Origin of the sequence: Streptomyces sp. NPDC098101, assembly GCF_044760185.1 — a bacterium.
In the GTDB taxonomy this organism is placed as follows: Bacteria; Actinomycetota; Actinomycetes; order Streptomycetales; family Streptomycetaceae; genus Streptomyces.
This window is the reverse complement of the sequence record NZ_JBIWAS010000008.1, coordinates 242,670-255,726: the sequence shown is the minus strand read 5'-3', so window position 1 is coordinate 255,726 and position 13,057 is coordinate 242,670. Positions and strand designations below refer to the sequence as shown.

At 72.4% G+C, this 13,057-nt stretch carries 13 protein-coding genes; 6 read left to right on the top strand and 7 right to left on the bottom strand.

The annotated features are described in order from the left end of the window. Positions 1-150 precede the first annotated feature (150 nt). The 4 genes from ACIQVI_RS30140 to ACIQVI_RS30125 form a co-directional block, all read right to left on the bottom strand. Positions 151-1,041 carry an amino acid ABC transporter permease gene (locus ACIQVI_RS30140; RefSeq protein ID WP_403601576.1) on the bottom strand — a complete coding sequence of 297 codons (891 nt, stop codon included), beginning with the start codon at positions 1,039-1,041 and terminating at the stop codon, positions 151-153. Next, positions 1,038-1,712, bottom strand: a complete 675-nt coding sequence (locus ACIQVI_RS30135) for an amino acid ABC transporter permease (protein WP_403601573.1) — start codon at positions 1,710-1,712, stop codon at positions 1,038-1,040. The genes ACIQVI_RS30140 and ACIQVI_RS30135 overlap by 4 nt, the downstream gene beginning before the upstream one ends. 120 nt (positions 1,713-1,832) lie before the next feature. After that, positions 1,833-2,654 carry a glutamate ABC transporter substrate-binding protein gene (locus ACIQVI_RS30130; RefSeq protein WP_403601570.1) on the bottom strand — a complete coding sequence of 274 codons (822 nt, stop codon included), beginning with the start codon at positions 2,652-2,654 and terminating at the stop codon, positions 1,833-1,835. 53 nt (positions 2,655-2,707) lie between these two features. Continuing rightward, entirely contained in the window at positions 2,708-3,517 is an 810-nt protein-coding gene (locus ACIQVI_RS30125) for an amino acid ABC transporter ATP-binding protein (RefSeq protein WP_383402764.1), read from the bottom strand. A 326-nt stretch (positions 3,518-3,843) separates the two neighbouring features. Between ACIQVI_RS30125 and ACIQVI_RS30120 the strand changes: the two genes are divergently transcribed. Both ACIQVI_RS30120 and ACIQVI_RS30115 read left to right on the top strand, forming a co-directional pair. Continuing rightward, a complete protein-coding gene (locus tag ACIQVI_RS30120; protein WP_351972716.1) occupies positions 3,844-4,557 on the top strand; it encodes a response regulator transcription factor in 714 nt (237 codons plus the stop codon). An 18-nt stretch (positions 4,558-4,575) separates the two neighbouring features. After that, positions 4,576-6,003: an ATP-binding protein gene (locus ACIQVI_RS30115; RefSeq protein ID WP_403601566.1), complete on the top strand. Its 1,428-nt coding sequence runs from the start codon at positions 4,576-4,578 to the stop codon at positions 6,001-6,003. A gap of 116 nt (positions 6,004-6,119) precedes the next feature. On the opposite strand, the gene ACIQVI_RS30110 is transcribed toward ACIQVI_RS30115, so the two are convergent. Continuing rightward, on the bottom strand, positions 6,120-7,118 hold the full coding sequence (locus ACIQVI_RS30110) for a TAXI family TRAP transporter solute-binding subunit (RefSeq protein WP_403601563.1): 999 nt from the start codon (positions 7,116-7,118) through the stop codon (positions 6,120-6,122). A 335-nt stretch (positions 7,119-7,453) separates the two neighbouring features. Continuing rightward, positions 7,454-7,861, bottom strand: a complete 408-nt coding sequence (locus ACIQVI_RS30105; protein ID WP_121831066.1) for a nuclear transport factor 2 family protein — start codon at positions 7,859-7,861, stop codon at positions 7,454-7,456. Positions 7,862-8,025: 164 nt separating this feature from the next. Between ACIQVI_RS30105 and ACIQVI_RS30100 the strand changes: the two genes are divergently transcribed. From ACIQVI_RS30100 to ACIQVI_RS30090, 3 genes are all read left to right on the top strand, one after another. After that, positions 8,026-8,721, top strand: a complete 696-nt coding sequence (locus tag ACIQVI_RS30100) for a TetR family transcriptional regulator (RefSeq protein ID WP_403601559.1) — start codon at positions 8,026-8,028, stop codon at positions 8,719-8,721. Then, on the top strand, positions 8,681-10,204 hold the full coding sequence (gene miaB / locus ACIQVI_RS30095; RefSeq protein WP_351972712.1) for a tRNA (N6-isopentenyl adenosine(37)-C2)-methylthiotransferase MiaB: 1,524 nt from the start codon (positions 8,681-8,683) through the stop codon (positions 10,202-10,204). The genes ACIQVI_RS30100 and miaB overlap by 41 nt, the downstream gene beginning before the upstream one ends. A 398-nt stretch (positions 10,205-10,602) precedes the next feature. Continuing rightward, positions 10,603-11,310 (top strand): hypothetical protein, encoded by a 708-nt coding sequence (locus ACIQVI_RS30090; RefSeq protein ID WP_403601555.1) that lies wholly within the window; start codon positions 10,603-10,605, stop codon positions 11,308-11,310. 98 nt (positions 11,311-11,408) lie between these two features. On the opposite strand, the gene ACIQVI_RS30085 is transcribed toward ACIQVI_RS30090, so the two are convergent. Beyond that, positions 11,409-11,759, bottom strand: a complete 351-nt coding sequence (locus ACIQVI_RS30085) for an antitoxin (RefSeq protein ID WP_403601552.1) — start codon at positions 11,757-11,759, stop codon at positions 11,409-11,411. Positions 11,760-12,105: 346 nt separating this feature from the next. On the opposite strand from ACIQVI_RS30085, the gene miaA reads away from it, so the two are divergent. Continuing rightward, on the top strand, positions 12,106-13,044 hold the full coding sequence (gene miaA / locus ACIQVI_RS30080) for a tRNA (adenosine(37)-N6)-dimethylallyltransferase MiaA (protein ID WP_351972709.1): 939 nt from the start codon (positions 12,106-12,108) through the stop codon (positions 13,042-13,044). The last annotated feature ends 13 nt before the right edge of the window (positions 13,045-13,057 follow it).

The window sequence follows — 13,057 nt, the reverse complement described above, 5'->3', positions numbered from 1 at the left end:
GTGTCGTACGCAAGGAGCGGGGGCGGGCTGCCGACCCAGAGGCCCCGTCAGCCCGTCCCGCGATGCCGCCGTACGCGGAAGAGCGGGCGGGGCGGCCGATCTGGTGTCGGTGCCGCTCCGCCCGCTCTTGTGGCTCCAGGCCCCGCAGGGTCACGCGCCGCTGACGGCCTCCGCCGGGGCCTCGCCGGTCTTCGTGACCGCGCTCTCGGTGACGCCGGCCGTCTTCCGGCCCTGACGGAGCCGCCGCTCCAGCCAACCGGCCAGGGTGGTCAGGGCGAAGTTGAGGGCGATGAAGATCAACGCGATGACCGTGAAGGTGGCGATCGTGTTGGCGCCGTAGTTGGCGGTGATCTGCCGGTTCTGGCTGAGCAGTTCGGGGAAGCCGAGCAGGGCGCCGCCGAGCGCGGTGTCCTTGACGATCACGACGAGCTGGCTGACCAGGGCCGGGAGCATGACGGTCACGGCCTGCGGAAGCAGCACGTACAGCATGGTCTGGCCCTTGCGCATCCCGAGCGCGACGGCCGCGTCGCCCTGGCCCCGGGGCAGCGAGAGGACGCCGGCCCGGACGACCTCGGCGATGACCGAGGCGTTGTAGAGGACCAGGCCGGTGACGACCGCGTACAGCGGGCGGAAGTCGGAGCTCACGGGCGTGAACTGCGCGTACACGGCGCTCGCGAACATCATCAGGAGCAGGACCGGGATGGCGCGGAAGAACTCCACGACCGTGCCGACGGGCACGCGCACCCAGCGATGGTCGGAGAGCCGGCCGATGCCGAGGAGGGCACCGAGCGGCAGCGCGATCAGGATGGAGAGCGCGGCTGCCTTGAGGGTCTCGACCAGACCCGGCAGCAGGTACGTCGTCCAGACCCGGACGTCGGTGACGAACGGGCTCCACTTGTCGGCCGACAGCTGGCCCTTGTCGGCGAGGGCGGAGAGCACCCACCAGGCCACCAGGGCGAGGACCGCGAGGAAGCCGACCGTGTAGAGGACGTTGCGCCGCTTGGCGCGCGGGCCGGGGTTGTCGTACAGGACGGAGCTCATCGCTTCACCGCCAGTCGCTTGGCCGCCCAGCCCAGGGCCAGGCCGGTGGGGAGGGTGAGGACGATGAAGCCGAAGGCGAAGATCGCGAAGACGGTGAAGAGCGCCTGGGCCTCGTTCTCGATCATCTCCTTCATCAGGAACGCCGCCTCGGCGGCGCTGATGGCCGCCGCCACGGTGGTGTTCTTGGTGAGGGCGATGAGGACGTTGGCGAGCGGGGTCACCGCGGCGCGGAAGGCCTGCGGGAGCACCACCAGGGTGAGGACCTGGAAGAAGCTCAGGCCGAGCGCGCGGGCGGCCTCGGCCTGGCCGGGCGGCACCGTGTTGATGCCGGAGCGCAGCGCCTCGCAGACGAACGTGCCGGTGTACGCGACCAGTCCGAGGATCGCGAGGCGGAAGCCGACCTCCTTGAAGTCGGAACCGCCGAGCGTGACCCCGAGAGTCTGGTCGAGGACCAGCGAGCAGGCCACGATGACCACGGTCAGCGGGGTGTTCCGGACGAAGTTGACGTACGCGGTGCCGAAGGACCGCATGAGCGGGACCGGGCTGACCCGCATGGCGGCCAGGGCCGTGCCCCAGATCAGTGAGCCGATCGCCGAGTAGAGGGCGAGTTGCGCCGTCACCCAGAAGGCGCCGAGCAGGTCGTACTGCCCGGAATCAAGAAAGTCGAACACGATGCCCCGCGCTCTCCCCTGGTGGTCGGTCGGTGTGGAGGCCGTCGCGGTGGCGGCGGCCGGTGTCGGAGTGACGGCCGTCCCCGTGCGGGACGGCCGTCACTCCGGAGGCGGGGTGGATCAGCCCTGGACCTTCGGCGCGGGCTCGTACTTGTAGCCGGACGGGCCGAAGTGCTCCTTGACGAGCTTCTCCCAGGTGCCGTCGGAGACCATCTTCTCCAGCGCCTTGTTGATCTTGCCGCGCAGCTCGTCGTCGCCCTTCTTGACGCCGATGCCGTAGTTCTCGTCGCTCATCCGGAGGCCGACGAGCTTGAACTTGCCCTGGTGCTCCTTCTGCGAGGCGTAGCCCGCGAGGATGGAGTCGTCGGTGGTCAGGGCGTCGACGCGCTTGTTCTGCAGGCCGGTCAGACACTCGGAGTAGCCGCCGAGCTGCTGGAGGTCGGCCTTCGGGGCGAGCTTGTCGCGGACGTTCTGCGCGGAGGTCGAGCCCGTGACCGAGCAGAGCTTCTTGGAGTTGAGGTCCTCGACCTTGGTGATCGAGGTGTCGTCGGCGCGCACGAGCAGGTCCTGGTGGGCCAGGAAGTACGGACCGGCGAAGTCGACCTCCTTCTTGCGCTTGTCGTTGATCGAGTAGCTGGCGACGATGAACTTCACGTCGCCGTTCTTGATCAGGTTCTCGCGCTCGGCGCTCGGCGCCTGCTTGAAGTTGATCTTGTCCTCGGCGTAGCCGAGCTCCTTGGCCACGTAACGGGCGACGTCGACGTCGAAGCCGGCGTACGTGCCGTCCGGGGTCTTCAGGCCCAGGCCGGGCTGGTCGAACTTGATGCCGACGGTGATCTTGTCACCGTTGCTCCCGGAGTCGGACCCGCCACCACAGGCCGTCGCGGTCAGCGCGAGCAGGACGACGGCCGCGGCGGCGGCGGAGGTGTTGCGAAGCTTCATCGAGGAAAGTCCCTTGCGTAGGCGTGAGTTGGGAAGAGTAAATCCGAACTCGCTCAGTGGTGAAGGATCTTGGAGAGGAAGTCCTTGGCGCGATCGCTGCGCGGGTTGCTGAAGAACTCCTCGGGGGAGGCCTGTTCGACGATCTTCCCGTCCGCCATGAAGACGACGCGGTTGGCGGCGGAGCGCGCGAAGCCCATCTCGTGGGTCACGACCACCATCGTCATGCCGTCCCGGGCCAGCTGCTGCATGACCTCCAGGACCTCGTTGATCATCTCCGGGTCCAGGGCCGAGGTCGGCTCGTCGAAGAGCATGACCTTCGGGTCCATCGCGAGCGCGCGGGCGATCGCCACGCGCTGCTGCTGGCCGCCGGAGAGCTGGGCCGGGTACTTGTCGGCCTGCGTGCCGACGCCCACCCGGTCGAGCAGGGCGCGGGCCTTCTCCTCGGCCGCCTTCTTCTCCGTCTTGCGGACCTTGATCTGCCCCAGCATCACGTTCTCGAGCACCGTCTTGTGCGAGAACAGGTTGAACGACTGGAACACCATGCCGACGTCGGACCGCAGCCGGGCGAGCTCCTTGCCCTCCTGCGGCAGCGGCTTGCCGTCGATGGTGATGGTGCCGGAGTCGATGCTCTCCAGCCGGTTGATCGTGCGGCACAGCGTCGACTTGCCGGACCCCGACGGTCCGATGACGACCACGACCTCGCCGCGGGTGATCGTCAGATCGATGTCCTGGAGGACATGCAGTGCGCCGAAGTGCTTGTTCACGTCGGACAGTACGACCAGGTCGTCCGCGGCACGCGGGGTGTCCTGCGAACCCTTGGACAGGGCGTCCTTCGGCTCCTTGGACACTGACTCTCCGCTCATCGGCCTCTTGCTCCGTCCTCCTCGGTTGGGGAGGACACTAGAGACCCGATGTGACGACCGTCATCACATCTGAGCGGAAATTGAGGATAACGATCCGGCCGCAACCGGACACACTGCGTGAAGTCGGCACCGGCCGTCGTACCAGGTGCATCACGGAAACGCCCACGTAACGGGGGGACACTTGACTGTGACGCCGTTGTCCGGTGTTCATGCTCGGGTACCACCTGGTACACAGAGACCCGGTATCCGGCGCGCGACCCTCAGAACGGCCCAGGACGGCGCGGAGACCCCGGACGGGACCACGGAAGATCACGGAGGAGGTACGGATGCGACTGCTGCTCGTGGAGGACGACGACCACGTCGCCGCCGCCCTCTCCGCGATCCTCGCGAAGCACGGCTTCGCCGTCACCCACGCCCGCAACGGCGAGGAGGCGCTCCAGGCCGTCCTGCCCACCGCGCACGGCGAGCGCCCCTCGTACGGGGTGATCCTGCTCGACCTCGGCCTGCCCGACCAGGACGGCTACCAGGTCTGCGGCCGCATCCGGAAGCTCACCACCACCCCGGTGATCATGGTGACCGCCCGCGCGGACGTCCGCTCCCGGATCCACGGGCTCAACCTCGGCGCCGACGACTACGTCGTCAAGCCCTACGACCCCGGCGAGCTCCTCGCCCGCATCCACGCCGTCAGCCGGCGCAGCCCCGGGCCCGAGGAGACCGGCGCGGCCGCCGGAAGCGCCGAAGGGACCCGGCTGCGGCTCGGCTCCGTCACCATCGAGCTGCCCACCCGCCGGGTCAGCGTCGAGGGCGAGAGCGTCCAGCTGACCCGCAAGGAGTTCGACCTCCTCGCCCTCCTCGCCCAGCGGCCCGGCGTCGTCTTCCGCCGCGAGCAGATCATCAGCGAGGTCTGGCACACCAGTTGGGAGGGGACCGGACGCACCCTGGAGGTGCACGTGGCCTCCCTGCGCTCCAAGCTGCGGATGCCCGCCCTGATCGAGACCGTGCGGGGCGTCGGCTACCGCCTGGTCGCCCCCGCCGCGTAACCCTCCGGCGGTCCCTCCGTGCGCACCCGACTCCTTCCGCTGCTCATCGTCCTCATGGCCGGCGTCCTGCTCGCCCTGGGCTTCCCGCTCGCCGCCAGCCTCGCCGCCTCCGAACAGCAGCGGGTCGTCGTCGACCGGCTCGACGACGCCGCCCGCTTCGCCGCCCTCGCCCAGTTCGTCGACGAGCGCAGCTTCGGCACCGACGAGCGGGGCGCCGTGCTCAGCGGCGAACTCGCCAGCTACCACGACGTGTACGGCATCCGGGCCGGGATCTTCTACCGCGACAACCGCGCCATGGCCGCCGCCCCCGAGGAGTGGGTCGTCCCGTACGACGGCGAGGGCAGGCGCGCCTTCAACGAGGCGCTGCTCGGGCGCCGCAGCCACGACCCGCCCCAGGTGTGGCCCTGGCAGCCCGACGCGCGGCTCACCATCGCCTCCCCGGTCGTCCGGGACGGGGACGTCGTCGCCGTCGTGGTCACCGACTCGCCCACCGGCCAACTCCGCTCCCGCATCCTGCGCGGCTGGCTGCTGATCTTCGCGGGCGAGGCCGCCGCGATGCTGCTCGCCGTCGGCGCCGCCTTCCGGCTCACCGGCTGGGTGCTGCGGCCGGTCCGCGTCCTCGACGCCGTCACCCACGACATCGCCACCGGCCGGATGAACTCCCGGGTCGCCGCCACCGGGGGCCCGCCCGAGCTGCGGCGCCTCGCGCGCTCCTTCAACGAGATGGCCGACAACGTCGAGGAGGTGCTCGAACAGCAGCGGGCCTTCGTCGCCGACGCCTCCCACCAGCTGCGCAACCCGCTCGCCGCGCTGCTCCTGCGGATCGAGCTGCTCGCCCTGGAGCTGCCCGAGGGGAACGAGGAGATCGCCTCCGTACGGACCGAGGGCAAGCGCCTCGCCCGGGTCCTCGACGACCTCCTCGACCTGGCGCTCGCCGAGCACGCGGCGGCCGAGCTGAGGCTCACCGACGTCGGCGCGCTCACCGCCGAGCGGGTCGCGTCCTGGCGGCCGGTCGCCGAGGACAAGGGGGTCGTCCTGGAGGGGGAGTGCGGGGCGGTCACGGCCTGGGCGGACCCGGTGACCCTCTCCAGCGCCCTCGACGCGGTCATCGACAACGCGCTGAAGTTCACCCCGGCCGGGGAGCGGGTCGCGGTCACGGTCGGGCTCGTCCCGGACGGGACGGCGGTCGCCGTCGTCGTCGCCGACCGTGGGCCGGGCCTCACGGAGGAGGAGCTCGGCCGGGTCGGGGACCGCTTCTGGCGCGCGGGCCGCCACCAGAACGTCAAGGGCTCGGGCCTCGGCCTCTCCATCGCGCGCGTCCTGCTGACGGCGGGCGGGGGCGGGGTGGCCTTCGCGCCGAACGAGCCGCACGGCCTGCGGGTGACGGTCGCCGTCCCCCGGCACGCCCCGGCGGAAGCGCAGGGCCAGGGCTTCACCGGGCGGTAGCGGCGCGAAGCGGTGCCGTCAGGGCTTCACGGGGTGGTGGCGGCGCGGAGCGAGGGCAGTCAGGGCTTCACGGGGTGGTGGCGGCGCGGAGCGAGGGCAGTCAGGGCTCCACGCCGTCAGGGTTTCACCGAGCGGTAGTAGCGCCGGGCGCCCTCGTGGAGCTCCAGGGGGTCCGTGTAGACGGCGGTGCGCAGGTCCACCAGCTGGGCCGGGTGGACCTGGCGGCCGATCCCGTCCCTGCTCCTGATCACCGTACGGGTGAAGCCCTCCACCAGGTCCGCGTCGGCCTCCTCCGTGGTGACCAGGAGGTTCGCCACGGCCAGGGTCTCGACCCGCTGCCCGTCCTGCGCCTTCGCGTACGCGTCGGCCGGGATCACCGCCGAGCGGTAGTGGCGGGTCGACTCGCCGACGTCGTGCAGCTGGTCGACCAGCTTCCCGTCCAGCGGGATCAGCCGGACCGAGGCGCGGTCGGCCAGCTTCTGCACGGCCTCGGTGGGCAGCCCGCCCGACCAGAAGAAGGCGTCCAGCCTGCCGCGCTCCAGGAGCCCCGGCATGGTGTCGATGCCCGCCGAGACCGCCTTCACGTCCCGTACGGGGGCCAGGCCCGCCGCCGCGAGGACCCGGTCCGCGATCAGCCGCACGCCCGAGCCGTCCTGGCCCACGCCGACCCGCAGGCCCTTCAGGTCCTCCACCTTCTGCAGCGACGACCCCTTGCGGACCACGAGCTGTACGTAGTCGTCGTACAACCGGGCGCAGCCGCGCAGCCGCTCGAAGCCGGGCCTGCGCTCGCGCTGGTACTGGGCCACCGCGTCGGCCGTGGCGATGGTGAAGTCCGCCTTGCCCGACGCCACCCGGGCCAGGTTCTGCTGGGAGCCCTCGCTGTCCGTGAGCCTTATCGACACCTCGGGCAGGTCCTGGGCCAGGGCCTGCTGGAGGAGCTTCCCGTACCGCTGGTACACGCCGGTGGGGACGCCCGTGCTGAAGGTGACCGAGCCGCTGGGGGCGGGAGGGCCGAAGGGGACCAGCCACCACACCAGCGTCCCGCACACCGCGAGCAGCGCGGCCGCGACCGCCAGGACACGGCGGCGGGCGGAACGGGACGGGGAGGTGAACATGGGGCCGATCCTGCCAGCCCACCGCCGCTCCTGGCCAGGGACGACCGGGGCGGCGCCGTGCTCCCGGGCCCCGGAGCGCGCTCCGCCGAAGCGGTGAGCGCCCCCGGCGGCGCGGACCGCGCCGTGTGTCCTGCCGGGGCGGTGCCGCCCCGGCGGTTAGCGTCGGAAGGCGTTCGGTGATCTTGAGGACAGTCCCCTGTCCGCCCCTGGCGTCCCCTTCCGAACGCACCGGTCCCGTCCGTCCCCGCCCCGGTCCCGATCGCCGGGGCGCGGCCGTGCGGGACCACCGGGTCTTCTGGCCGGCGCGGCGGGCCCGTACGGCTCCCCGGGCGGTCTCAGGCCGCGAAGGCGGCGGCGATGGCGTGGCTGTCCTCGTGCATGTGGTAGCCCGTGATCTTTCCGTCGACGACGGTGAAGTGCAGGGCGAACGGGTTGGTGAACGTCTTCCCGGTGGCGACGACGCCGAAGCGGCTGCGCCCGGTGACGACCGCGTGGACGCCGTCGACGACGGTCGCGGTGACCGTGAACTCCTCGGGCGGGGTGAGGGCGGTGCCCAGGACGGTGAAGAACCCGGCGATCTCGTCGCGGCCCGAACGGGCGCCGGTCCAGGGGACGTCGGGGGAGCCGGGGACGTCGAAGTCGACGGTGTCCGCGAAGAGTTCGAGCAGACCGGGTAGGTCCCCGGCGCCGAAGCGCTCGAAGAAGGCGTCGACGGTACGGAGGGTCTCGGGAGTGCGGGTCATGGCGGCGGATCCCTTGCTTCGTGACGGGCGTCGGGGCGTGTGGAACGGAGCCGTACGGAGGTCGTGCCGAGGGCGGGCCGGATGACTCCAACCGCCCGGTTGGAGTCTGGCACGCGCCCGGACCGAAGTCCAACCATCTGGTTGGGAATGGTTAGGGTGGGGGCATGGCCTGGGACACAGCACGCACCAAACGCCTCCTGCTGGACGCCGCCGTGGAGGAGTTCGCCGCCTTCGGCCCCGAGGGCGCCCGGGTGGCCCGGGTGGCGACCCGGGCGGGCGTCAACAAGGAGCGGATCTACCAGTACTTCGGCAGCAAGGAGAAGCTGTTCGCCGCGGTCCTGGAGTCCGAGCTGGGCAAGATCGCGGCCGCCGTGCCGCTGACCGCCGAGCACGCCGCCGACCTGGGCGCCTACGCGGGCCGGGTCTTCGACTACCACCGCGCCCATCCGCACTTCGTGCGCCTGCTGGCCTGGGAGGGCCTCCAGGGCGGGGACCGCGTGGCGGCCGAGGACGAGCGCGCGGGCCACTACGACGAGAAGATCGCCGCCGTCGTCCGCGCCCAGCGGGACGGCGTCCTCACCGACGAGGTCGCGGCCGGGCAGCTGGTGCACGCGGTCATCGCCCTGACCGCCTCCTGGTTCATGCTGCCGCAGCTCACCCGGATGCTCGTGCCCGCCCTCGCCGGGGCCGGGCCCGAGGCCCAGCGCGAGTCCCTCGTCGCCCTGGTCCGCCGCCTGACCGCCCGACCGCCCGGCGCGGGGCGCGGGCGGGGCCCGGCCGCCGGGAAGGGGGCCGCCCCGGACCGCCTACCCTTGACGCATGACGAGCAGCAGCGACCGGAGCACCGCAGTGAGCGTTGACGGCACCAAGACCTATGAGATCCGCACCTACGGGTGTCAGATGAACGTCCACGACTCCGAGCGGCTCTCCGGTCTGCTGGAGGAGGCGGGCTACGTACGGGCCCCCAAGGGCGCCGACGGCGACGCCGACGTCGTCGTCTTCAACACGTGCGCGGTCCGCGAGAACGCCGACAACAAGCTGTACGGCAACCTCGGCCGGCTCGCCCCGATGAAGACCACCCGTCCGGGGATGCAGATCGCCGTCGGCGGCTGTCTCGCCCAGAAGGACCGCGACACCATCGTCAAGAAGGCCCCCTGGGTCGACGTGGTCTTCGGCACCCACAACATCGGCAAGCTGCCGGTCCTCCTGGAGCGCGCCCGCGTCCAGGAGGAGGCGCAGATCGAGATCGCCGAGTCCCTGGAGGCCTTCCCCTCCACGCTGCCGACCCGCCGCGAGTCCGCGTACGCCGCCTGGGTCTCGATCTCCGTCGGCTGCAACAACACCTGCACCTTCTGCATCGTCCCGGCCCTGCGCGGCAAGGAGGAGGACCGCCGGCCCGGCGACATCCTCGCCGAGATCGAGGCACTGGTCGCCGAGGGCGTCTCCGAGATCACCCTGCTCGGCCAGAACGTCAACGCGTACGGCTCCGACCTCGGCGACCGCGAGGCGTTCTCCAAGCTGCTGCGCGCCTGCGGGCAGATCGAGGGCCTGGAGCGGGTCCGCTTCACCTCCCCGCACCCGCGCGACTTCACCGACGACGTCATCGCGGCGATGGCCGAGACCCCGAACGTCATGCCGCAGCTGCACATGCCGCTCCAGTCCGGCTCGGACACGGTCCTCCGCGCGATGCGCCGCTCGTACCGCCAGGAGCGCTTCCTCGGCATCATCGAGAAGGTCCGCGCGGCCATCCCGCACGCGGCCATCTCCACCGACATCATCGTGGGCTTCCCCGGCGAGACCGAGGAGGACTTCCAGCAGACGATGCACACCGTCCGCGAGGCCCGCTTCGCGAACGCCTTCACTTTCCAGTACTCCAAGCGGCCCGGGACCCCGGCGGCCGAGATGGAGGGCCAGATCCCCAAGGAGGTCGTGCAGGACCGCTACATGCGGCTCGTCGCGCTCCAGGAGGAGATCTCCTGGGAGGAGAACAAGAAGCAGGTCGGCCGCGTCCTGGAGGTCATGGTCGCCGAGGGCGAGGGCCGCAAGGACGGCGCCACCGACCGCCTCTCGGGCCGCGCCCCCGACAACCGGCTCGTCCACTTCACCAGGCCGGACGGGGACGTGCGCCCCGGCGACGTCGTGACCGTCGAGATCACCTACGCCGCCCCGCACCACCTGCTCGCCGAGGGCCCGGTCGCGTCGGTGCGCCGCACGCGCGCGGGCGACGCCTGGGAGAAGCGCACCGCCGAGAAGCCGAAGGGCGTCCTCCTCGGCCTGCCCAAGATCGGCGCCCCGGCCCCCCTCCCGGCGGCCGAGGTCCCGGCCTGCGGGGCGTCCCACTGACCTGAGGCCCGGCGCTCCCGGGGCCGGCGGCTCGGGTCCGCCGGGTTCGGGAGCCGCGTCGGTTCCGGGGCCGCGTCGGTCCGGGGGGTTGTGCCGGTCCCGGGGGGGGGCGTGTCGGCCGGAGGGCTGTCGAGTCTGAAGGCTGTGCCTGCCCGAGGGCTGTCGAGCCTGGCGGTCGTGCCTTGCCCGAGGGGATGTGCCGGTTCCGGGTCTGCCGGTCCTGGGGCCGTTTCGGACCGCAGGGCCGCAGGCACACAGGCCCGGAGGTTGGCCGTTCCCGGGTCCCGGCCGGGTCCCGGACAGGCCCGGAGCCGTTCCCGGGTGCACCGGGAGCCGTCCCCGACGGGACCAGGAGCCGTCCCCGTACGGCTCCGGCCCGGCGCAGTAAGGTGCGGATCATGCTTGTCGCCGCAGCCGTCTGTCCCTGTCCGCCGCTCCTCGTGCCCGAGGTCGCGACCGGCGCCGCCCCCGAGCTGGACGCCGTGCGGGCCGCCTGCGCGGACGCCGTCGGGCTGCTCGCCGCCGCCCGGCCGGACCGGCTGTACGTCGTCGGGCCCGCGGCCGGGGGCGCGGGCGGCGTCTTCCCGGCCGGTGCCACGGGCTCCTTCGCCGGATTCGGCGTCGACCTCTCCGTACGCCTCGGCGACGGACCGGCCGGCGACCGCCCCCTCCCCGTCCCCCTCGCCGTCGGGGCCTGGCTCCTCGACCGGGCCCGCTGGGCCGGCGCGCCCGTCGAGGGCCTGGCCGTGGAGGAGGAGGCCGCCGCCGAGGACTGCGCCGCGACCGGCCGCGAGCTCGCCGCCTCCGCCGGGCGCGTCGCCCTCCTCGTGATGGGCGACGGCAGCGCCTGCCGGACCGTGAAGGCCCCCGGTTACCTCGACGAGCGGGCCGCCGGCTTCGACGCGGAGGCCGTCCGCGCCCTCGCCGGGGCCGACGCGCCCGCGCTGCTCGCCCTCGACGCGGGGCTCGCGCACGAGCTGAAGGTGTCCGGTCGCGCCCCCTGGCAGGTCCTCGCGGGCGCCGCCGAAGGTGCCGGGCTCGACGGCCGGCTGCTCCACGAGGACGACCCCTACGGGGTGGAGTACGTCGTCGCCGCCTGGTCCTGAGCGGACCCGGAGGACAGTCCCGGACACGACGACGGCGGGCGGCCGCGAAGCACGTGCGCTCCGCGGCCGCCCGCCGTCGTCCTTCCGGAGGGGGACCGTCAGGCGGCCGGCGGCGGAGTCACACCGCCACCACCGGTCCCCGGAGCCCCACCGGTCCCGGGCGTGCCGCCGGTGCCAGGGGTTCCGCCGGTCCCCGGCGTCCCGGTGCCCGGCGTGCCGTCGGCCCCCGGAGCGCCACCGTCCTTGTGGCCCATCCGGTCGATGGCCTCCTTCGCCTTGCCCGTACCGGAATGGATCTTGTCGCTGTACTTGCCCTTGGTCTTCTCGTCGACCACCTTCGCCGCCTTGTCCAGGCCCTGGTCGATCTTCCCCCCGTGCTGCTGCGCGAGATCGGCGACCTTGTCCTTGGCCGGGGCGAGCTTGGCCTTCAGCGAATCCAGGAGACCCATGGGGCACCTTCCCTCCGCGGACCCCACGGGTCCGTCCTTCGTGTCCTGCCCCCAGCACCCGGGGGCCTGCCTACGCGCCTTCGGCCGCCTCGGCGCCCTCCGTACGGACCGCGTTCCCGTTCTTCTCCGAAGAACGCGCGACCACGTCCGCCTTCTTGCGCCGCTCAGGGCGGGAACCTATGGCAAAACCTTGCCAAAACACCCATATCCACTCCTCAGCCTACTCGGAGGGAGGGGCCCCCGCGACGACCGACGGCCGGGCGCCGCGTACGGGGCAACGAAGCCGGCCGGGGCCCGTCACGTAGCTCGTTCGGGGACGGGCCCCGAGGTTTGCGAGACTGGGGCGGTGAGAAGCGCAGCTCCCGCCCCGCGGGTCATCGCCGTCGTCGGCCCCACGGCGGCCGGAAAGTCCGATCTGGGTGTCTTCCTGGCCCAGCAGCTCGGCGGCGAGGTCGTCAACGCCGACTCGATGCAGCTCTACCGGGGGATGGACATCGGGACCGCCAAACTGACCCCCGAGGAGCGCGGCGGCGTCCCGCACCACCTCCTCGACATCTGGGACGTCACCGAGGCCGCCAGCGTCGCCGAGTACCAGCGCCTCGCCCGCGCCGAGATCGACCGGCTGCTCGCCGCCGGCCGCACCCCGGTCCTCGTCGGCGGCTCCGGCCTCTACGTGCGGGGGGCCGTCGACGCCCTGGAGTTCCCCGGCACCGACCCCGCCGTCCGGGCCCGTCTGGAGGCCGAGCTCGACGAGCGCGGCTCAGGCGTCCTGCACGCCCGGCTCGCCGCGGCCGACCCCGAGGCGGCCCGCGCGATCCTGCCCAGCAACGGACGTCGCATCGTCCGGGCCCTCGAAGTGATCGAGATCACCGGCAAGCCCTTCACCGCCAACCTCCCCGGACCCGACTCCGTCTACGACACCGTCCAGATCGGCGTCGACGTGGCCCGCCCCGAACTCGACGAACGGATCACCACGCGCGTGGACCGGATGTGGGAGGCCGGCCTGGTCGACGAGGTGCGCGCCCTGGAGGCCCGGGGACTGCGCGAGGGCCGCACCGCCGCCCGCGCCCTCGGCTACCAGCAGGTCCTCGCGGCGCTTGCGGGGGAGTGCACCGAGGACGAGGCGCGCGCCGAGACCGTACGGGCCACCAAGCGCTTCGCCCGCCGCCAGGACTCCTGGTTCCGCCGCGACCCGCGCGTGCACTGGCTCAGCGGAGCCGCCGACCACCGGAGGGAACTCCCGCGAGAGGCGCTGTCGTTGGTCGAACGAGCGGTTACAGCCTGATCACGTGATGGCA